20 protein-coding genes are annotated in these 21,787 nt (G+C 48.2%); 7 read left to right on the plus strand and 13 right to left on the minus strand.

Annotated elements, in window-relative coordinates; genetic code table 11:
* Window positions 1-232: 232 nt before the first annotated feature.
* Window positions 233-961 carry a hypothetical protein gene (locus JWG88_RS09420; RefSeq protein WP_205233477.1) on the plus strand — a complete coding sequence of 243 codons (729 nt, stop codon included), beginning with the start codon at window positions 233-235 and terminating at the stop codon, window positions 959-961.
* Between the two features lie 69 nt (window positions 962-1,030).
* Entirely contained in the window at window positions 1,031-2,566 is a 1,536-nt protein-coding gene (locus JWG88_RS09425; RefSeq protein ID WP_205233478.1) for an ASKHA domain-containing protein, read from the plus strand.
* A gap of 165 nt (window positions 2,567-2,731) precedes the next feature.
* Here JWG88_RS09425 and JWG88_RS09430 read toward each other — a convergent pair whose 3' ends face one another.
* From JWG88_RS09430 to JWG88_RS09440, 3 genes are all read right to left on the minus strand, one after another.
* Complete coding sequence (locus JWG88_RS09430; RefSeq protein WP_205233479.1) at window positions 2,732-3,661, minus strand: hydroxymethylglutaryl-CoA lyase; 930 nt, start codon at window positions 3,659-3,661, stop codon at window positions 2,732-2,734.
* A gap of 22 nt (window positions 3,662-3,683) precedes the next feature.
* Window positions 3,684-4,886, minus strand: coding sequence for a CaiB/BaiF CoA transferase family protein (locus JWG88_RS09435; RefSeq protein ID WP_205233480.1), 1,203 nt, complete (start codon window positions 4,884-4,886; stop codon window positions 3,684-3,686).
* A gap of 109 nt (window positions 4,887-4,995) precedes the next feature.
* Complete coding sequence (locus JWG88_RS09440; protein ID WP_205233481.1) at window positions 4,996-5,868, minus strand: isocitrate lyase/PEP mutase family protein; 873 nt, start codon at window positions 5,866-5,868, stop codon at window positions 4,996-4,998.
* A 419-nt stretch (window positions 5,869-6,287) separates the two neighbouring features.
* Between JWG88_RS09440 and JWG88_RS09445 the strand changes: the two genes are divergently transcribed.
* The 5 genes from JWG88_RS09445 to JWG88_RS09465 are packed head-to-tail and all read left to right on the plus strand — an operon-like array spanning window position 6,288 to window position 11,036.
* The gene (locus JWG88_RS09445; RefSeq protein ID WP_205233482.1) at window positions 6,288-7,319 is read left to right on the plus strand and encodes a TRAP transporter substrate-binding protein; all 1,032 of its coding nucleotides are present in this window, start codon (window positions 6,288-6,290) and stop codon (window positions 7,317-7,319) included.
* A gap of 60 nt (window positions 7,320-7,379) precedes the next feature.
* Window positions 7,380-7,856, plus strand: a complete 477-nt coding sequence (locus JWG88_RS09450; RefSeq protein WP_205233483.1) for a TRAP transporter small permease subunit — start codon at window positions 7,380-7,382, stop codon at window positions 7,854-7,856.
* 1 nt (window position 7,857) lies between these two features.
* Window positions 7,858-9,165: a TRAP transporter large permease gene (locus JWG88_RS09455; protein WP_205233484.1), complete on the plus strand. Its 1,308-nt coding sequence runs from the start codon at window positions 7,858-7,860 to the stop codon at window positions 9,163-9,165.
* Between the two features lie 48 nt (window positions 9,166-9,213).
* Window positions 9,214-10,515 carry a 3-isopropylmalate dehydratase large subunit gene (locus JWG88_RS09460; protein WP_205233485.1) on the plus strand — a complete coding sequence of 434 codons (1,302 nt, stop codon included), beginning with the start codon at window positions 9,214-9,216 and terminating at the stop codon, window positions 10,513-10,515.
* Window positions 10,512-11,036, plus strand: a complete 525-nt coding sequence (locus tag JWG88_RS09465) for a 3-isopropylmalate dehydratase small subunit (RefSeq protein WP_205233486.1) — start codon at window positions 10,512-10,514, stop codon at window positions 11,034-11,036. The genes JWG88_RS09460 and JWG88_RS09465 overlap by 4 nt, the downstream gene beginning before the upstream one ends.
* 43 nt (window positions 11,037-11,079) lie before the next feature.
* Here JWG88_RS09465 and JWG88_RS09470 read toward each other — a convergent pair whose 3' ends face one another.
* From JWG88_RS09470 to JWG88_RS09515, 10 genes are all read right to left on the minus strand, one after another.
* Window positions 11,080-11,697, minus strand: coding sequence for a nucleotidyltransferase family protein (locus tag JWG88_RS09470; protein WP_306793083.1), 618 nt, complete (start codon window positions 11,695-11,697; stop codon window positions 11,080-11,082).
* The gene (locus JWG88_RS09475; RefSeq protein ID WP_205233488.1) at window positions 11,694-12,782 is read right to left on the minus strand and encodes an XdhC family protein; all 1,089 of its coding nucleotides are present in this window, start codon (window positions 12,780-12,782) and stop codon (window positions 11,694-11,696) included. The genes JWG88_RS09470 and JWG88_RS09475 overlap by 4 nt, the downstream gene beginning before the upstream one ends.
* Window positions 12,779-13,570 carry a selenium cofactor biosynthesis protein YqeC gene (gene yqeC / locus JWG88_RS09480; protein WP_205233489.1) on the minus strand — a complete coding sequence of 264 codons (792 nt, stop codon included), beginning with the start codon at window positions 13,568-13,570 and terminating at the stop codon, window positions 12,779-12,781. Before yqeC ends, JWG88_RS09475 begins: the two co-directional genes overlap by 4 nt.
* Window positions 13,570-14,400, minus strand: a complete 831-nt coding sequence (yqeB, locus tag JWG88_RS09485; protein ID WP_205233490.1) for a selenium-dependent molybdenum cofactor biosynthesis protein YqeB — start codon at window positions 14,398-14,400, stop codon at window positions 13,570-13,572. The genes yqeC and yqeB overlap by 1 nt, the downstream gene beginning before the upstream one ends.
* 46 nt (window positions 14,401-14,446) lie before the next feature.
* On the minus strand, window positions 14,447-15,319 hold the full coding sequence (locus JWG88_RS09490; RefSeq protein WP_504153517.1) for a UPF0280 family protein: 873 nt from the start codon (window positions 15,317-15,319) through the stop codon (window positions 14,447-14,449).
* Window positions 15,320-15,322: 3 nt separating this feature from the next.
* A complete protein-coding gene (locus JWG88_RS09495; RefSeq protein ID WP_205233492.1) occupies window positions 15,323-16,834 on the minus strand; it encodes a DUF362 domain-containing protein in 1,512 nt (503 codons plus the stop codon).
* A gap of 100 nt (window positions 16,835-16,934) precedes the next feature.
* Entirely contained in the window at window positions 16,935-18,098 is a 1,164-nt protein-coding gene (locus JWG88_RS09500; RefSeq protein WP_205233493.1) for an amidohydrolase family protein, read from the minus strand.
* A 1-nt stretch (window position 18,099) separates the two neighbouring features.
* Window positions 18,100-20,379, minus strand: a complete 2,280-nt coding sequence (locus JWG88_RS09505) for a xanthine dehydrogenase family protein molybdopterin-binding subunit (RefSeq protein ID WP_205233494.1) — start codon at window positions 20,377-20,379, stop codon at window positions 18,100-18,102.
* Window positions 20,363-21,232, minus strand: a complete 870-nt coding sequence (locus JWG88_RS09510) for an FAD binding domain-containing protein (RefSeq protein WP_205233495.1) — start codon at window positions 21,230-21,232, stop codon at window positions 20,363-20,365. The genes JWG88_RS09505 and JWG88_RS09510 overlap by 17 nt, the downstream gene beginning before the upstream one ends.
* On the minus strand, window positions 21,229-21,726 hold the full coding sequence (locus JWG88_RS09515) for a (2Fe-2S)-binding protein (RefSeq protein WP_240194366.1): 498 nt from the start codon (window positions 21,724-21,726) through the stop codon (window positions 21,229-21,231). The genes JWG88_RS09510 and JWG88_RS09515 overlap by 4 nt, the downstream gene beginning before the upstream one ends.
* Window positions 21,727-21,787: the final 61 nt, after the last annotated feature.

A 21,787-nucleotide genomic window follows, 5' to 3' on the forward strand; every position in this document is an offset into this window, starting at 1 on the left:
CAAAGGAGTGGAGGCTTTTTACCACAGATTCTCCAGGTTTTTTCCAAATTTCCCAGCCCTTGTATTCAGAAACTCTGAGGAGCATTTTTGAGAGCTTTACGAGCATTTTTTACTATTTTATGCTAGTTTCAGATTATATCCCAGTTGTGATTATACTTGAACTTTCCAGAGGCATTTTGAATTGTATGTATTGACTGCATTCGCTAGGCAATCGTGATTTATCTCTATTAAAATGGAATATAAAATAGAACCAATTCTTGAAGGCGTCGGTGGGGTGATTTCGGGCATGAAAGCGGAGTTGTCTCTTGACAATGTAACAGCGAAACTAAGGGGAAAGCAAAACCGAGCGGCACTTGTTGAAGCAGCTTCAAAAATATTATGTACTGCTCGAGGAATATGGTGCCCCCGAATCGTTTATCGTTGGGTAGATGTCGTGCTGCAGGACAATGACACCCTACAGTTGTGTTGTAATCAATCAATGCACAAAATCAAACTTTCGTTGGGCTTTTCTGGCAAATTTTTACATCAAGCATCCAGAGCGCTTATAGGAGTTTACACAGTTGGTCAAGCTCTGGAGGAGGCAAGTGCCCAAGCATCCAGAAAAAGGCGGGTGCTGGACGCCTACTTGTATGATATTGTCAGTCTTACACTACTGGATCAGTTAAAGTACTCCGTGAACGAGATTGTCGAGTTGTACGCCCAAAAACGTGGCTGGGGAGTAAGCCCCTTTCTCAGTCCGGGATCGGTCCATGGTTGGGAGTTGGAGGATCAAGCGAATCTCTGCTCAATGCTACCGCTTGACATGATCGATGTCAGGCTGCAAGAGAATAACACGCTTATGCCGTTTAAAAGTATTTCCTTTTTAATCGGCACAGGGCCGGGATATCAAGTGAAGAAAGTCAGGGCTACCTGTGAAGTCTGTTCAAAAAGAGAGGCTTGCGAGATGCAAACAAAGGAATAAATGTCCAATCATAATATTAAAATTTTTCCCCATGGGCTAAATATACAAATTGCAGGTGGAGACAGGCTCTTGGACAGTTTGATTGAACATTCTGTTTTTCTGCGTTCCGATTGTGGTGGTAAAGGGGGCTGTGGCAAATGCCTGATCAAGATAAAACATTGCGATGGGACTCAAAAGACAACAGAGGCTTGTCAGGTGACAGTTTCCGAAGATCTCTCCATAGAAATCCCGGTAGCATCTCTGCTCTCTTCCCATATTATCGAAAAAGCTCCGGCGAATTTTCCACCTTCCTTTAGCCAATCCTTCAATAAAACGAAACAACACCGACCTTCATATGGTATCGCTGTGGATATTGGCACAACGACTGTTGCACTCTATCTCTGCAATATGAACTCAGGAAAAGTTTTGTCCTCGGTGTCGGTGGGAAATCCCCAAACAATTTTTGGCGATGATGTAATGAGTCGTATCGGAATGGTAGCAAAAGGCAAGGATAATCTTACAAAATTACAAAGAGTTATCATCAAAACCATAGAATGGGGCTGTCAGAGGCTGGCAAAGTTCCAGAAAATTAAGGTCTCTTCGCTCGAAAAGGTTGTAGCCGTTGGTAATCCAGCCATGATCCATCTTTTCTTAGGTGTTGACCCATCGTCCATTAGTGTGGCTCCCTATAGACCTGCATTTTTCGAGGCCCGATGTGAACAGGGAATAAAACTGGGATTTGAGGAGTTGGCTTGTCCTGTTCACACCCTCCCTCAGATTTCTGGTTTTCTTGGTGGAGACATCTTAGCCGCTGCTATTGCGGCAGAGCTGGGGCAACGCCAGACTGGAACGTTGTTGATTGATATCGGGACCAATGGAGAACTCATCTATAAAGGGAAAAATGGGTTCTATGCTACCTCCTGCGCAACAGGACCAGCCTTTGAAGGAGCAACTCTGTTTTGTGGAATGCATGCAATTCCGGGTGCCATAGATAAAATCATTCTTGCCGAAGCAACGGAGTTTCCTGAGTATAGGGTGATTCAGTCATCCGATAAAAAAACATCTTCATTACCTGTTGGTCTTTGTGGTTCCGGGGTGATCAGTGCGACTGCTGCCTTATACCGGACAGGAATCATTGATTCAGGTGGTGCTATGGCGATTAATGAGAACATTGTTTCACTGCAACAAGAAGATTCAGGCACAAGAAAGTATGTTATTGCTGCAATAGTAGAAGGAAAAGCTGGGCAGAATAAAGAAGTATTTATCGATCAGAAAGATATCCGTTCAATCCAACTTGGGAAGGCTGCCCTTATTACCGGCATCGAATTTTTATTAAAAATGGAAGAAGAGGTCAGCCCAGATAACATTGTTGTTGGTGGTGCATTTGGCTCATACTTGGACAAAAAAGATATGATGACTTTGGGCATGATCCCCCAAGTTCCCGAGGAGAAAATAGAAATCGCTGGAAATCTTGCCGGTGCAGGTGCGGTGATGGCTCTTTGCAATAACCGGTACCAAAAATTAGCACAAAAAATGGCAGATGAAATTGAGGTGGTTGACCTTGCAAAAAATATCGAGTTCCAACAATCGTTTATTGCCAACCTCAGGTTCCCGGGGCTACTTTAAAAAATGACCAGAATTGCAAAAAGGTCCCTGCTTCGGAGCAATGGCGATTTATCAAAAGATCGTCAGCCCCCTGTGTCAATAATCCTTGCAGATGCAACTCCTTGCGGCTTGCAACGCATGCCGCAAGAAGATTAAAACATTAAAAATCCATCCTGGGATTCAGCCTCACTTCGAAGCCAACACAGGGTAAACAGGTTCAGCTTTACCAATCATGGCCGGCATTGGCTTTTCCAGCTGAGATTCTAACCACTTACCTCCCTCGACCAAGGAAGCCAGGTCTATACCGGTTTCCACACCCATCCCATTGAACATGTGAACCAAATCCTCGGTGGCGATATTACCCAGTGCATTCGGGGAAAACGGACAACCTCCAATACCGCCGAGGGAAGCATCAAAAATCCGGACACCCACTCGGTAAGCGGCATAGGCATTAGCATAGCCGGTATTGCGGGTATTATGGAGATGCACCCCGATTCGAAGGTCTGATCGCTTTTTCCCAGCCTCCTCTATCACCATGGCACACAACCGTTCAACCTGATCGGGCATAGCCATGCCTGTGGTATCGGCAAGCATTACCTCATCAGCACCTAACTCCACAAGCCGGGTGGCAAGATTAAGAACCTGTGCTGGTGGAACATGGCCTTCATAGGGGCAACCAAATGACGCCCCGATGATTACGCCGAAGGCCACCTTAGACTCTCGAGCAACCTTGGCAACTTGTTCAAATCCTTTGAGAGAATCCGCCACCGAACATTTAAAATTTGCTTTATTGAGCGTTTCACTCGCCACGATTACCAGCCGGACATGTTGCAGACCAGCTTTAACAGCCAGTTCAAAACCCTTTAGATTCGGAACCAGAGCAGTATAACGTTGAGCCTTGTTATCAAAATCAAGCCGATGGCATATCTCTGCCAGATTGGCCATGGTGGGTACGAATTTGGGGTGCACAAAAGAACCAATTTCTATGGATCGAACCCCTGCTCGCTCTAGATAGTGAATCAGCTCCAATCTAGTTTCAGGTGATAGCACCTTGCACTCATTTTGCAGTCCGTCCCGAGGTGAGACATCGACTATTTCGACTTTATTTTTGATCATGCCGTCATTCTCCAGATAACAATCAGATAACCCCTTCTTTTTTCAGTTCCTCGAGCTGAGAAGCACTGAGCTGTAAGATATCTCCATATATCGCTTCATTATGTTCACCAAGATCAGGACCCGTCCATTTCACTCCACCTGGGGTTTCGCTCAGATACGGGAACACATTCTGCATTTTGACACTGCCAAGTGCTTTATCCGCAACCTCGATGATTGCCTTTCTAGCTTTAAAATGGGGATCCTGCAACATTTCGCGCGGTGTGAATATCAATCCCGCCGGTACTCCATGTTCATCCATCATTATTTGCAGTTCCTTCGCGGTATAATTCACCGTCCATTCGCTGATCATGTCATCGAGTTCCGCCTGGTGTTCACCCCTGGCAGTATGTGTGGAATATCGTGCATCTTCAGCTAATTCAGGTTTTCCCATGGCTTTGCAAAGTCGGCCAAAGATATTGTCTGCATTTGCCGCGATCACGAAAAAACCGCCAGTCGAAGTCGGATAAATATTGGAGGGCGCTACATTAGGCAAGACTGAGCCGGTGCGCTCTCGAATTTCTCCGGCAAATTGAAACTCTGGAATCATACTTTCCATCATTGACAGCACCGCTTCATAGATACCAATATCCACCATCTGGCCTTTTCCGGTTTTTTGTCGCTGGTGGAGCGCCACCAGGCCCCCGATTGCTCCAAAAACCGAGGTGAGAGAATCACCGATACTTATGCCGATACGTGTCGGTGGGCGATCAGGGTAGCCAGTGATGTAACGGATTCCGCCCATTGCCTCGCCGATACTGCCGAATCCAGGTTTATCCTTGTAAGGACCGGTTTGTCCGTAACCACTGACTCGGATCATAATCAGCCCGGGATTCGTTTCTTTCAGATTCTCATATCCCATTCCCCACTTTTCCAACATACCGGCGCGGAAATTTTCTACTAAAAAATCGGCTGAATCGACAAGCTCGCGTGCCATCTTCCGGCCTTTTTCACTCTTTAAATTAAGAGTAACCGACTTTTTGTTTCTAGCCAAAACCGGCCACCAGAGACTTTTACCATTGTGCCGATGTCTGCCCCACTGACGCATAGGATCGCCCACACCCGGTGCTTCAATCTTGATTACCTCAGCACCGAAATCGGCCAGCATCTGCCCGCAAAACGGTCCGGCGATAAATGCGCCCATTTCAACAACGCGTAACCCCTCAAGCGGCCTTGTATTCTCAGTCATAAAAATCCTCTATTCTAACGGTTTATCACTTGGTGATCTACGCTTTGATCGATCACACGCCCTTAACAATCGAGTACCCAACTGCAGACCATCAGCAGCCATCTCCGACTCAACTGCCCATAAGCCTTTCTAATTCCTTAACGACATCTTCAAGACCTACTAACTCATTGAATTCATGAAAACTGACCATTTGATCAATAACACCGACCGTAGACCCGTGATCTCTCAGGTGCCTCATCAACTGCAGCATTGATTGTGCCATCACAAAAATAGAGGCGGTCGGATAAATAGCGATTGAGTAGCCAATTTCTTTGAGCTTGTGATTTGGTAGCATTGGGGTTCGACCACCTTCCACCATATTGGCCAATGTGGGTTTGGTCAGCACCTCGTTGATTCGGTACATTTCCTCAATGCTTTCCGGCGACTCGACAAACAAGATATCTGCACCGGCATCTTCATAAGCCCTGGCTCGATCTAATGCTTCATCTATACCATGAAGGGTGCGAGCATCCGTCCTGGCAACAATCATGAAGTCTGGATTTATCCGTGTTGCCACAGCCGCTCTAATTTTGCCAACCATCTCTTTTGTTGGAATAACCTCCCTCCCCAGCATATGGCCACATCGTTTAGGGAGTACCTGATCTTCAAGCTGAATCGCGGCAACATTGGCTGCTTCGTATTCCCGAACAGTACGGATGACATTAATGATATTTCCAAAACCTGTATCCGCATCGGCAATAACCGGTATGCTGACCACTTCGGCAATGTTACGAGCCCGCGTTACCATCTCAGTCATCGACATCAGTCCGATGTCCGGACGACCTAAATGGCTGGCGGCCTGCCCATAACCGGTCATATACACAGCGGGGAAATTACATTTTTCAATCACTCGAGCTGTGAGCGCGTCATGTGCTCCCGGGGCAACGACCAACTCATCGTCTTCGACAGCTTTTTTAAGTATAGTAGCTATATTCATGGTCATAATATTTGCACAATCTGGAGCCACTTAGAGAAGCGGCCGATTCACCTTTGATTATATTCCCGAGCAATCAAATTTGAGTGGAGCAGGAGAAGAAATTAAACACAATACATTAAAGGGATGTTTCAAACGATAATCGCTAAATAATTTTTTTTTTGCATCAAAAGACCGGTCAAGTCCCTAACATCTACTCCTTACCAGGCTATTGTATACAATATACGATAAGAGCTGTCAAGAATATTTGGCCTTTCCCGTTGCCCCTTTCACATAGAAAAGCATTGACAGAAACGCTCCAAAATATGTATATAAGTATACAATATACGATTTTCACGAAGCGTTGTATACAATATACAATAATTCACTTTCGTATATATCTTGTTCCTAAATGTAGGTCGCCAGTCAATCAAATAGTGGAGGATAAGATGAAAAAGTATGGTTCAGTTATCGCGATGTCGTTTGTAATTCTGCTACTGGGGCATGAACTCAGTTTTGCAGACAATCTAAAATTCAGTACATGGCATGCCGCTGTTGGCCGGGAGGTGCAAACTGTCTGGATACCAATGATGGAATCGATCAAAAAAGAAAGTAACGGAGAACTTGACTACACGATGTATTCCGGTGGCGCTCTTGGTAAAGGCCCTGCCCATTATGACATCATTAAAAACGGCATGAGCGATCTCGGCTATTTCACTGCAACCTGGACCCCTGGAAAATTTCCTTTATCGGAAATACTTTCTTCAGCCATGTGGATAGACGGCAAGGAGAAAGCCGTGGCCATAGGGAACGAGATGTACGAGAAAGCGCTGAAGCATGAATTCGAAGATGTACATATGCTTGAGCTTAACGGCTGTATTCAATCTTTCTTATGGACTAAGCAGCCGGTAAAATCACTAGCCGATGTAAAAGGATTAAAGATTCGTACTCCTGGTGGCTTGCAGACACAGTACATTAAAAACCTGGGTGCGGAACCTGTTTTTATGCCGCTAGGCGATGTGTATACTTCTCTTGATACAGGTGCCATTGACGGCGTTGTTACCTGTCCTCCGCTTGTTCTTTCTTTCAAACTTTACGAAGTAGCGAAATATGGAGTTGTAGCCACCTTTGGCTGTGTGACTGAAGGGGTCGCTGTGAACAAAAAGAAATGGAACAAAATGGATCCTGAACACCAGGAAATAATTACTAAAATTGCGAGCAATCCTTTTGAACATACCGGTGGTCTTAATCATAAATCCTATAAAGAAATGATCACCGAACTGGAGGAGAAGGATGTGATTCTGCATAATCTGACCGCTGAAGAGCAGCAGCAGTGGTTTGCCTCTTATCAACAGGTAACCAGAGATTGGGTTGCCGCACAGCAAGATCCTGCTAAGGCCGAAGAGGTCGTCAGGTTATTAGCAAAGGTCGTGAAGAAGCATGGTAGCGAGGCGGTTGCTATACCCCCTGAATGGCAATAATATTTAAAAAAGCAGCAGGACCATTTGGTCTTGCTGCTTTCCTTTATAGTGAGCATTATTATGGTTCTGTTTAGATCAATTGTGCAGAAATTCACCCGAGGCATGGCCTTCGGCGCCATGTTTTTGCTTTTGCCCATGATGTTCCTCTCAACGGTTGATGTGTTTCTTCGTAAGTTTTTTTCAGCCACAGTTCCAGGCGCCATGGAATTATCTTCATATATGCTGGCCCTCTTTATTTTGCTGGGTCTCTCTTACACGCACCAGTGCCGTTCTCATGTACGTGTCTCTTTTTTATTGGACCTTATGCCCACAAAATTCAAAAGCATTATTGAGATTTTATTAAGCATACTCAGCCTTGGCATGCTGCTGGTTCTCGTCTGGCAGGGGACAATTATTGCCATTGAAGAAACCACCGTCTCGGATATGTTGCGAATTCCTCAGAATCCTTTTCGAATGGCTTTGACAGTGGGATGTCTTTCCTTTGCCCTGGAAATCATTCTTGACATTATTGACCACCTGAAGGTCCTGAGGAACTGATATGGAGCCAATCACCATTGGAATTTTAGGAATTTTTGCTGTTTTTTTATTATTGGCTTTAGGAATGCCGATTGCCTTTTCCCTGATGCTGGCAGGATTCACCGGAATCGCCTTCTTGTCCGGCTTGGATGCGGCCCTCCCAGTCTCGGCCAGAACAGTTTACGATGAGGCGGCCACATACCCCTACATGGTCATCCCCCTCTTCATCGTCATGGGCTCCTTCGCCGGGGCCTCCGGAATGACACAAGATATTTATGGCTGTCTGGATAAGTGGCTGCGGAGGTTACCGGGAGGGCTTGCGGTCGCTTCTATTTCGGCCTGCGCCGCCTTCGCCGCGGTCTCCGGTTCCGCCGTTGCCACGACAGCCACCCTGGGTAATATTGCACTTCCCGAAATGAAACGCTATGGCTATTCCGATAAACTCAGCACAGGAGCAGTCGCTGCCGGCGGAACCCTTGGTTTTTTAATTCCTCCAAGCTTGGGTTTTGTAGTCTACGGAATGCTCACCGAACAGAGTATCGGCAAGCTTTTGGTTGCCGGCATTTTTCCCGGCCTCATCCTGGCGGCGACCTTTTGCCTGGTGGTCATCGTCTGGGTGAAACTCATTCCAGCAACGGCCCCACAGCAGACCGGAACTGTCTCCTGGAAGCAACGTCTTACAGCACTTCGCGGGGTAGCCGAACCTTTGGGGCTCTTCCTGCTGGTAATGCTTGGCATCTATGGAGGACTATTCACCCCAACGGAAGCAGGAGCTGTTGGAGCCACTTTGTTGCTGCTATCGGTAATCATAAAAGGCAAATTAACCTGGACAAAACTGGTAAGTGCTCTGCAAGAGGCATTACGGACTTCGGTCATGGTCCTTTTTTTGGTTGCGGGAGCCAGTATATTCACTTATTTTCTTGCACTCTCCACGATTCCCATGCAGGCAGCCAATTGGGTTACCGGGCTGGATGTGCCTCCCTCTATTATATTACTTGCAATTATATTGGTTTATCTCTTTTTGGGATGTTTCCTCGATGCCATATCCATGATGGTGCTGACTCTTCCGGTAGTGTACCCGGTAATGACCGCACTCCATTATGATCCTATCTGGTTTGGAGTGGTTGCGGTTCTGATGATGCAGGCTGGACTGATAACACCCCCTCTTGGTCTCAACATTTTCACAATCGCCGGCGTTTCCAAAAACATAAAAGTAGAAACTATCTTCCGTGGAGTTTTACCTTTTTTGTTTGCTGTTTTTTTCGTAGCGGGTTTACTCATTATCTTCCCCGGGATTGCAACGTACCTTCCTTCAAAAATGAGTGGTTAAGATATTTTTTGACAAAATTATAACAAACAATATAGTCAGGAGCAAAATATGGGAAAAACGATTGCGGAAAAGATTTTTGATTCTCACAAAGTGGACGTTCCCTTTGGTGACATCAATGTCATCCGTCTCGATGCGGTGTTCTGCCATGAGATTACAACTCCCATCGCAATCAACGATCTTGTTGCCAGGGGCATGGACAAAGTTTTCGATCCTGCAAAAATCAAAGCAGTGATCGATCACGTCACTCCGGCGAAGGATTCAAAAACGGCAATGCAGGGCAAGATCCTCAGAGATTGGGCAAGACGGACAGGAATCAAGGATTTTTTCGATGTAGGAAGAAACGGGGTATGTCATGCTATTTTCCCGGAAAAAGGTTTTGTAAGGCCTGGATACACCATAATAATGGGTGACTCCCATACCTGCACCCATGGTGCGTTTGGTGCCTTCGCCGCCGGGGTAGGCACCACTGATCTTGAAGTCGGAATACTGAAAGGGGTTTGCGCCTTCCACTATCCTGAATCAATCCTCATCAAAATCAATGGTGAACTTCCAGCAGGAGTGTATGCCAAAGATGTGATCCTCACCATCATCGGCCAACTCGGCGTCAACGGGGCAACCAACAAGGTGATTGAATTCTCCGGAGATGCTGTTGATCGCATGTCCATGGAAGCGCGCATGACCCTCTGCAACATGGCCATTGAGGCGGGTGGAACTTGTGGTATCTGTACTCCCGACATGACTACAGTCGAGTATCTATGGCAATTCATCCATGAAGAGTTTTCATCCAAAACCGAGGCGCTGGACAAATATCGCCAATTTGCAGCCGATCCTGATGCCAAATATGCACAAACTATAGATATCGATGCGACGAAGCTTGTCCCTGTAACCACTTTCGGTTTCAAGCCCGATCAGATCAGGCCGGTGAGCGAAATGTCCTCTGAGAAGATTGATCAGGTCTATATCGGATCATGCACGAACGGTAGGATCGAAGATTTACGAATTGCTGCTGAAATACTTGAAGGCCGAAAAATAAAGGACGGGGTCAGAGGTATTGTCTCCCCTGCCTCTCCCGCCATTTTCAACAAAGCTCTCGAAGAAGGTATTATTACGATTTTCATGGACGCCGGATTTTGCGTAACCAATCCCACATGCGGCGCCTGTCTTGGAATGAGCAACGGCGTCCTTGCCGAGGGGGAAGTCTGCGCCTCCACTACGAACCGGAATTTCAATGGACGTATGGGGAAAGGTGGAATGGTACACCTTATGAGTCCCGCAACTGCAGCAGCCTCCGCCGTAACCGGTTACATTACAAACTCCAGCATATTCAAGGCACAAGGGGGTAAAAAATGAAGAATTTCAACGGAAGAGTTCTGTTTCTTGACCGCTCGGATATAAATACGGATGAGATCATTCCTGCCCGCTACCTCACTGAAATCACCAAAGAGGCCCTGCAACCCTACCTTCTTGAAGATCTCACGCTGGATGGCTTTGATCCACACAGGGACGTGGGCCCCAGTTCCGTGATTGTCACCAGAGCCAATTTTGGCTGCGGTTCCTCCAGGGAACATGCGCCCTGGGCTCTGGAGGTTAATGATATCAATATGGTGATAGCTGAAAGCTTTGCCAGAATCTTTAAACAGAATATGTTCAACTGCGGAATGATGGCGATAGAGCTTTCCTCTGCCGACCTCGACCGTATCTTTGAGAAATTCAGTAAAAAAGAAACCCTGTTAAAAACGGATATGGAGCAAAAGCTGCTTCGATTCGTTTCAGGTCAAGAAGAAGAAATTCTCTCCTTCGAACTCTCGGAATTTGACCAGGCTCTGGTGGCGGCAGACGGCTGGGTTGGATATGCGAACTCCAGGTATTGATCTCGGGAATCGTTCCATATTATATTGGTCAAGGGGCGGAGTGCTACGTGTTGTCATCCTCCTCTTGTCTTTTTTGCGCATATAACAAAAGCTCCCGGTAATCTTCAACGGTGTCTATATCCATAAGAATACCGGGATCGGCTATCTCCACCTCTCGTATGTCCCCTTTCAACTTTTGAAAAATCTGGCGTAGACCACTATCTCCGCTAATTTTTCTTATCATGGGAAAGATGTTACGATGCGCCACTACGGGATTTCCCCTTTTGCCATCGTAAACGGGAATGATAATAGCCGCCGGCTGCTTTCTCCATTCACCTATCAATGTATTGATTAGTTTTGGATCGATAAACGGTTGATCCCCTAAGAGAAACATCACTCCATCGGTGTCAGAATCGACCGCCTGCAATCCCGCTTTAAGAGAACTGCTTTGCCCCCTTCGATAATCCGGGTTGAACACAACTGTAGCATCTTTGAAATCAATCATCTTCCGGATTCTGTCCGCATCGGATCCGAGCACCACAATGGTATGCGAAAGAATTGATTCCCAAACATTGTTAATAACCAAGCCCAGGAGTAACGACTTTCCAAAAGGCAAAAGAGATTTTACTTCTCCCATTCTGTTCGACAACCCAGCGGCAAGTATGATCCCGGTAATCTTCAATGACCTGGAGAATTATTGTTGATGACGCTTAAAGGCACTGGCATTGAAGCTGGCCTGTCGGACCTGATTCGAATAATTTCAGCAATGATGCTGACCGCGATTTCCCCGGGAGTCTGCGCTCCAATGTCGAGTCCGATTGGGCAAAAGATCTGGGAGAGCTTCTTTTCACTTGCACCCTTCACCTTCAGCGCCTGAAAGATGGTATTGCGCTTGCGGACACTTCCGATCATACCTATATAGGCGGGGGTGACGGGCAATTTCAAAACCATATCAAGTATATCGTGATCTCCCATATGGCCTCGAGTGACAATTACAATATAGCTATTCTCAGTTATGTTAATCTTTTCAAAAGCCTCTTCATAAGGCATAGCGTATACGGCATCGGCATCTGGAAACCTTTTTCTGTTGGCGAAGTCATTACGATCATCAAAGACGTTCACTTGGAAGCCAATCATCTTGGCAAGGGGTGAGACAAGAACGCCAATATGCCCACCACCGAAGAGGAACAATTCAGGTTCGTTCCTGATGGGTTCAAGAAAGTAGACGGCGTTTCCTTCCTCCTTTTCTTTCAGATGCGCGCTCTTTGCCTGTTCAACTGGGGGCGCCCCTGGTATACAACCAGTCACACTGCCATCTTTTTTTACCAGCATTCGATTATTCGGAGCAGAGGACTGAACCCCATCACTCACTCGTGTAATTAAAGTGCCCCTTTCGCCATTTTGAAGAAATTCTGCGAGACAACCGAATAATTCCACTGCAGCGGTGTCTTCAGCCGAGATCGGTTCAAAAAAGAGCTCAACCTTACCTCCGCAGATCATACCATCTGCCGCAATTTCTTTAGATGTAAGTTCTAGAACACTAAGAGAAGTAACCTGATTTTTGAAAAGAAATTTTGCTTTTTCTATTGCCCTATGTTCAAGGAGTCCGCCACCGATACTGCCATAAACAGTTCCGTCGCTGCTCACAAAACAACTACTTCCAACTCCACGGGGAGCTGAACCTTGTCGCCGAACGATCCGGATCAGGACGACTCCCTTACCGCTCTTCAAGGTTTGATATAATTGTGAGTAAATATTTGTATTCATGTTCTTCTCCAATCGGTTAATACCCGGCACATATGAACAATTGGCTCCACCTTGAGTGTACCGATAATGACCCGGTTGAAGCAGGCAATATTTTGTGCCTCTATGATATCGGCGATTCGCCCGCCTGCAACAATAGCCTCCCTGGTATCTGCTTTGTTAAGAAAGGCAATTTTCAAAGTATCCTTCCCTGCTACCGGGATGGAGGCCATATCATGGAGCAGGATGGAAGCTATCGATGACTCCGCCAGATTCTCCATGAGTTTAAGTCCGGTAATTTGCGAGAAAATGCCGGACCTGAAGACAAACTCCTCCTTCAGCGGTCTTGCTACTACATCGAGTCCGATCAGCGCGACAACCAGATCCGAGAATAGGGGGACAACAGGTTCATGCGGTGCGCAGGCCTTAAGGGATCTGCCTGCAGCGCCATCGGCCTCGACAATGATGAAGTCAAAGATATTAGACTCATGAATGAATTCGAGAACCGCGGGAGTCACGCCCTTGAGTTTGGCTTCATCCGGCAGATACTCAGCTCCCAGGGTTATATGGGGATAATGATCAAGCAGCTTTCGCGCCTTTTTGACTATTTCCCGAGGAATCATTGAGACAATCGTCGGTTGCGCCTCCTTCAGGGCAGGCATATAGATCTTGGTAGTGGTGGTGGTCAACACCTTCTTGCCTATTGCTGCCAGTTCCCGGGCCAGCGCATACATCAGCGAAGTCTTCCCACCTCCACCCACCAGGCTGATGACCGCCTTTTCAGGAAGGGATAAGGCCACCTGGAGATTCATCAGGATCTCCCTTCGCCCCAGTACTGCACACTCCCCAATATTGCCTCCAGAACGGCTCCGCCGATGGCACGGGATTTATCCGATACCGTCGAGCAATACTCTACCTCTCCTCTCGGGTCGATGTCGCCGATTTTGACACCGGCGCAGACTTGTGTCCCCTCACGGATCAACCCCCTGAGGACGCCGTCGAGTTTGGCGACAACTTCCCTTCCGTCAATGTCACCGACACTCTCACCAACCCTGACCAAGTCCCTGATCTTACGCCTGCCATGGAACACCCCGGTCTTTGGTGCCCGCAGAATCCTGTGCACCGTGTGACCGGCAATGGACCCCGGAATACCGGTATCCGGACGTGCGGATCCCTTCTCAATGACACGGCCCAGATCATGCCCCCGATTGGTTTCGATAACCCTGTGAACATCTATCGAAGCTCGAAATCCCGGTCCCAGGCCGATTACAAAAGGGGCATCTCCCAGAGTTGTACCGAGGTTTTTCTTAGCGATGATGGCGTCAATAACTACCTGGGCTTTAATCTTTGACGGGACAGTCCAGCAGGGATCGACAATTACCGCAATCGATTTTTTTTTCCAGGCCTTAAAAACTTCTCCCTCATTCTTGGCCAGAACAGCCTCGATGCCCTCAACGGTTGTTCTACCTTCATAAATCACCTCACAAAAAGAAACCGTCCTGCGAATGGCCAGGGGCTTCTCTTTCTCCATCATGAAAATGCGATTGAATCCTGCGCACTTGAGACGAACCGCAATTCCTGTAGCCATCTCTCCGGCGCCTTTGATACCGACTATGCACTTGCTCCAATCAATACTTCCCATCTTTTTCCCGGCACTTTTCAACGTCGCCACCTAAAGAGCAACTCACTCACAAATTTGTAATGGGTGATAGTTCACCGACGGCTTTGGCAAATCCCGGTGTTTGAACGTACTTGCCACCCACTGCGAGCAATGCACCCCGAATTTCCCCCTGCCTTTGAACGACCAACGCCTTCTCCAAACCATTGTTCAAGGCTTCTGCTATAGTTTTTGGCGAAAGGCCCGAAGCACTCACCGTCACAAGCACATCCCCCAGATCAGAGCCTGGATCGACCATTCTTGCAGGAACTTGATGAATATTCTCGTCCTCGGCAAAACAGGCGTTGGCAATGGCAGTGGCCGCAGCATCGGCAATGGATGAACTTTCGGCAAAGACAGTGACAGCCGAGGCTATCCCTCTGGTGAGGCTCCGGCCTCCTATGCCGCTGGTATTCACTCCCCATGAGGAAAATCTTGAATCGAGAAGAATTGAGTGGGTGATCTCCCGGCTTTCAATAGTCGGTCGGATACCAACCCTTACAGCCTCTCCCTCTTGCAACCGTATTGCTATATCGCCCCCGTTATCAACTATAACTCTGGTCACATTGTGGGAAAAAAGCCAATCGGCAACGAAATCTGCAATGGTGCCGGCAACCGCCGCCATGGGTGTCAAATCCAAATCTCCGATCCGCCGTACACTCGCAAGCATGGTCGCCGCAATATCATCTTCCGGCTCAAGTGTGATATGCGAATGTCTCTTTCTGAGAAAATATTGCGCCTTCGCCACTCTGGCTAGACAATCGAAGGCAATTTCGGCAGCCTCTTTGGCAAGTTCCGTCTCGGCTACCTCACCGGAAAACACTTGAATTACCAGACGCAGAGGTCCGTTTTCGATCAATACTGCCCTTCCTTCATGCAGGATTTCCACCCGACGATCCAGCATATTTTATTTAACCGGCTTTACCGCACGGAAAGGCTTCATGGCGCCAACATGTCCACCTATCTTCACATATTCGTCCCTCTCCATGGTGTATTCCACAGGACAAATTGTCGCCGGTGTCGGTGTCCAGTAGAAGGAACCGGCTTTTACTCTTTCCACATCCACCATAAAAGAAATACCGCCGCCGGGCATGACAAAGGTTGGAGATCCACCGACTGTGAGAGTGGCCTTTCTGGCATGGATGGCCTGGGTCAGTTTTATGGGAAATTTGGTAACTCCTGCCCTTGCACTGCCTCCGGTTCCGGCAGTGTAGATGGCGGAGACCATTGAGGGCTCACATGATGATTGAATAATTTCCAGGGCGAATTGAGCTTTATCGCTCATGGGAATACTGATGATGTTGCCGGATAAGTCTATTTCATACATCGCACCATAATGACCGGTGGTTTCGGTGACCAGAATCGTCATACCAGGCCAGGCCACGGACATATCAATGTCGGAAATAATAGCGGAGGGGGTGGTAATGGAGGTGCCGCCCCAGCCTTCACCATGATCACCAAAATATCTTCCGGGAGTACTCTGAAGGAACTTGAGGCTGACTCCGGTAGGCTTGACACCCACATAACCACCGGCGACGTGCCGGCTCATCAGTCCTGTTACATGGGCATCAAGGACAATGACCTCATCTGCTGCATCCTTAAGCACGGGTGCAAAAATTCCGAGAGTGGCACTGCCGCAGCCGACCCGCATCTTTCCAGCCTGACGGCCATCGATTATCGGCGGCTTGCCGACTTCGACGATCAGCCTGCTGCCGTTTTCAATCCTTAGCTTTACCGGCTTACGGTTGGCAATATCGGTAACAGACCGGGCAACTGCAAATCCATTCTTGCCGGTTAACCGGTTCACTCCGCCGATATGAAGCATCTTGGAGCCATACTGTTCCGTTTCCACCATACCCACCTGCTGTTTGCCGACAAGAATGGCCGCACCCTCCTTACCAATGGAAATATCAGTATCGACCTTGACGATCACTGAACTATAGCTGAGAGGAACCTCGGTGACTACGGTGACCACATCTATGTCACCCCGCCGATCATTGACAATATGAGGCGCCGGTTTGCAACAGGGATAGGTAGTCCCGGAGCCGATGGCAGTTATGACCGGCTCCCGAATCTCCGCTTTCGGTTCTGCACCAACGATTTCCCTGACGTCCTCGATAGAATGTAACGGGGTGATTCGCTCAAGGTAGCCATCAGTTTGGGCATAACGATGGCATGCACCGACAGCGCCGGGCAGAATCCAGCAGCGAATTGGACAGGCGTCACATTCAACAGCGTCAGCGGGAATGGACTCCCCGGTAATCAGTGCATCTTCACAGCAAGAGCGGAGGCAGGCCTTGCAGTTAGTACAAATCGCTCTATTAATTACAGCTTTCTTTTTACTTATTTTGACAGCCGATACAGGACAGTCCCGCATACAGAAGCCACAACCGACACATTTTTCCAGATCCACTCTCATTAATCATCTCCAGCTACATAAAGGTTCCGTTATGATCCTATTTTCCCGGAACCTATTCAAACTTCATTGAATATCACACGACATCGCGTTTACAATGCGCCTATTCCACCACAAAAGGCATTCTTGTCACAGGTGGCGTATTTCGACTCTTGGAGACCACCATCTTGCCATCAACCAGGATCATGGAGACACCGGGAATATCTCCAGCTTCAATAGCAGATAGGGCATCCGTGCCAACAGAACCCATTGGAGCATCCATGATCACCAGGTCCGCCCAAAGTCCTTCTTGCACCTTGCCTGTATCGAGCTTGTGAACCCTTGCTGTATTTCCCGACGCCATGGCGATGGCCTGGGCGGCCGTGACTGGGGTAAGACTGGCCAGATGATTTATGACTCGCAGGATACCCAGGGGCACGACTCCGGTTCCAGAAGGAGCGTCATTACCGATAATAATCCGATGGAGGACCTTTTTTTCAACACAAAGCTTGGCAACCTCGCTCGTCATCAGAGGGTTACCACAATGGACGATTTCAAGAGCAATTTCCGTTTCATTGATAAGTTTTTCCACTTCTGCAAGACTTGCGGCGGTCGGCCCACCATTGACATGGGAAGCCACATCCGGATCGGTATCCTGAACCATCTGTGCTGTGACCGTGGAGCTCCCTGGTATGGAGGTGCCGCCGGTATGCATCATAACGGTCATCCCGAATTCCTTGGCCCATTTGACCATTGGCCCAGCCTCCTCGGGATTCTTTATCGAGCCCAGACCGATTTCACCAACCGCTCGAACCCCTTCTCTCGCCATTTCTTCGAAATCAGCCCGGACCAAGCCCTTTTCGAGAATAACAGAACCTCCCTGCACCTTAGCACCGCCTGGTCTGAAATTATTAAAAGATTTTGCCGCAAGAATAGCGAGGGCTTTGGTACCCGCAGGATCCTTAGGACGTCCCTTAAGGTGCACTTCACCTGCGGAAATCATGGTGGTCACACCCCCGTGAAGTTCACTTTCAAGATAGCCGGCCTGATTCTGTCGTGAGGTATAGTCGCCGAGAATAGTGTGACAATGAGAGTCTATGAGTCCTGGGGTTACGGTTGTTCCATTGCAGTCAATGACACAGTCACAAACAATTTCACCAAAATCTGCCAGACTTCCCACTTTCGCGATCTTTCCATCTTCAATATAAATGGCATCACCTTGAAGTAAGGGCTTTGCAATATCACCACTGACAATAGTACCGATGTTTTTTAAAAGAACTTTAGACATGTTATTTCTCCTCATAACCAAAATGACCCGAATGGATGCTCGCCTCCATCACCCGTTCCAAGCTAGCCGGTAACGCATAAATTCTGTATTTCAGTGCCGAACAAATACCGTTGATAATAGCCGGTGCTGTAGGGATAAGGGCGGGTTCACCTACGCCTTTCGCACCAAAAGGCCCCGTTGGTTCTTCAGATTCTACTATAATAGGCACTATGTCAGGCATGTCGGAGGTAGTGGGAATGTGATAATCTTTCATGGATTCGGTCTTCCCCTGCTCGAAGTCCTCCATGAGGGCGAAACCAAGACCCATGGCCACGCCGCCACAAATTTGTCCTACAACATTTTCCGGATTGATGGCCCGGCCGACATCATGGGCAGCCACCACCGTTTCGACAGTCACCTCACCAGTTAATATATCGACCTCTACCTGCGCCATATGGCAGGCAAAAGCGTATGTTGCATAAGGAGCGCCCTCGCCGGTCACTGGATCAAGGGGAACGGTTTCCGGATCGAAATATCCTTGCCATGATAAAGTTCCGCCTTTGTCATGTATCCTCTTAGCCAGAGTAGCAAGGGAAACACGAACCTCAGGGTTAGTGGAAACAGTGACTTCTCCATTTTCAAAGACGAGGGAGTTTTTCGGCGCCCTGAGACGATTTACAGCCTCGGTCAACAGCACATTCGCAAGATTGGTGACTGCGTCCTTCACTGCATTTCCGGAAATGTAGGTCTGGCGACTGGCTGATGTAGCTCCGGCATTGGAGGTATACTTGGTATCGCCCACGACCATAGCGATTTTATCTGATGAGATGCCCAAGATTTCAGCAGCGATCTGGCTGAGAATGGTGGTGGAACCTTGTCCAATATCCGCACAGCCGGTGAAAACCGTAACGGAGCCGTCCGGAGCCATTTCCACTCTGGCCGTGGACGGGTTCTGCACCCCGGTATTCCCAATTCCATACCACATCCCGCCTATGCCGATACCTCGACGTTTAAAAGGCGTGGGACGTACTGAAACCCAACTTTTTTTCGCTTCTTCATAGTAAGGAGCAACAGCCTCTAAACACTCCCTGAAGCCCACGCTTGCCGTCAGAATCTGCCCCGTAGCACCTTTAGCTCCCACCCGCAAGCCATTGAGGAAGCGAATGGAAAGAGGATCGATCCCCAATGCCTCGGCATGCATATCCATCTGGCTTTCATGAGCGAAGGCCATCTGCGGAGCTCCAAAACCGCGCATGGCGCCACAAAAAGTGGTGTTGGTATATACGCATTTGACCTCAATATCTACGTTTTCGATAGCATAGGGTCCCGTTGCATGAACTGCTGCACGAGAGGCCACAGCAATGCCATAGGACCCGTAAGCACCCGTATTGCAAACGGCACGCGCCTTCATCGCAATAAGCCGGCCATCCCTGTCGGTCGCGGTCTTCATGGTAATGAAGAAAGGATGCCTCTTGGAAGTGGCGAGATAGGCTTCCTCCCGGCTGTAGACGTAGCGAACGGGGACACGAAGATGATAGAGTGCAAGACCAATGAATCCCTGGACGTTCATGTCGAGTTTCGAACCGAACCCTCCTCCGGTAACTGCTTGAATGATCCGAACTTTATCGTCTTCAAGACCGAGGATATCAACCACTTCCTTATGATCATAGTGGGGATTCTGAGTGGATGCGTATATGACCAGACAACCGTCGGAATCGACAAATCCTGCACCGGCATCCGGTTCCAGATAGTTGTGTTCGATGAAGGTGGTTGTATATTCTTTTTCGATGACATTATGAGCAGTTGCAAAGGCACTTTCGGTATCACCGTGGCGAAGAACCCGGGAACAAAGGAGATTCCCTTTCTTGTGAATCTTCGGAGCTGTCTCCTCTAAAGCCTCAAAGGGATCAAATAGCTCCCTGATTAATTCATATTCCACGGCGATGGCTTCAATGGCCTCGAGCGCGGCCTCCTCAGTTTCTGCCGCAACCAGAGCCACGGCGTCGGCACGTGAACGGACCTTGTCGAAGGCAAGCAGAGGCTGATCCTTATTGATAATCCCAAGAAGATTGCCTCCCGGAATGTCTTTTGCTGTAAAGATCCCCTTGACCCCGCTGATCTTCAGGGCTTCCTCTACATCAATTTTCAGGATCAAGGCATGAGCATGATCGCTTCTCTTTGTCTTAAGAACAAGAGGAGAATCAAGTGCGATATCAGCTGCAAAGATGGAGCGTCCCTTTACTTTTTCCTCACTGTCCCTGCGCGGAATACTCCTGCCGACAACATTATAGTGTTCTTTCATTTTGCACCACCGGATATAGCATTCGCACAAAGAGCCCCTGAACTGCAGGTTCCTTGTAAATTATCGAGGATCTTCTGCCTGTAATTTCTATCATCTTCTCAGCCAGAAGATTCCCGGCACTGAAGAGCAATTCCGTCGTCGGTTTTTTGTCACTCATAAATTCTTCAACAGCCGTCATCCGGTGAGGTGTCGGTGTGCAGGCACCCAAGGACAGCCGCATGAAAGATATTCTGCCGTCGGCATCCTTATTAACCATGGCGGCCATACTCAATCGCGAAATAGCCAGATCTTTCCTTCTGCCGATCTTCTGAAAATCTGCAAAATCAGCAGACCGGGGATTAAGAATAAAGGATGTGAGAATTTCGTTCTTGGCAATGAAACAACGGTAGGGTCCTGTTGCAACCTCTTCGATTGGTATGCGTCGTTCTCGGTTTTTGCCCGAAAAAACCACCTCGGTCTCGTGAATGACCAACGGAGGAATTGTATCACCACAGGGAGAGCAGTGAGCGACATTGCCTCCAATAGTGGCTACATTCCTGATTTGTGCACTAGCAAAATTCATGGCGCTCTTTTTCAGCGCAGGGGCATGCCGGGCCAGGATATCTGAATCATATATCTCTGCAAGAGTAACTCCTGCCCCCACTACCAACTTCTCTCCTTCCAGACGTATCCCTTTTAGTTCATCGAGACGGCTGATATCAAGGATGTATCGGGCTTTAAGCTCACCAGAGCGAAGATCCACCATGACATCGGTGCCCCCAGCAATAATTATTGTGTCCTGACCATTTTCATCAAGAAAATCCAGGGCCTCATCGAGATTACCGGGTTTGAAATAGTCGATATTTTTACTCATCGCCTTTCCTCCCCACCGGCACCACTGCTTACCGCGGCCTCAATGGAAGTAATGATCTGTTGATAGCCAGTGCACCGGCAGAGATTTCCAGCTACTGCCTTGGAGATTTCATCCCGCCCGGGGTGAGGATTTTGTTCAAGAAGGGCATAGGCACTCATCAGCAATCCCGGAGTACAGAAGCCACATTGTACGGCATTATGGGCGATGAATTTTTCCTGGAGGAGATGAAGCTCCTTATCTGTTGCCAGTCCCTCAACGGTAATAACTTCAGTTCCGTGAAGCTGGGCTCCTAAAAGTAAGCAGGAATTAACAGCTTTGCCGTCGACGACTATGGTACAAGCTCCGCACTCGCCGATACCGCAGCCTTCTTTCGCCCCCTTAAGTCCGAGGACATCCCTGATCACCTGGAGTGCCGTCACTAAGGCGGGTATTTCCAAGGCCATCTTTATCCCGTTGATCACACATTCTATTTGAACCGTTTCCTGCTTCATCATCCATCCTCATAAAAATAATCCATCCCATAGCAGACGATGGTATGCATCGAATAAATCCCTG

The sequence above is a fragment of the Desulfopila inferna genome (genome assembly GCF_016919005.1).
Lineage (GTDB): Bacteria > Desulfobacterota > Desulfobulbia > Desulfobulbales > Desulfocapsaceae > Desulfopila_A > Desulfopila_A inferna.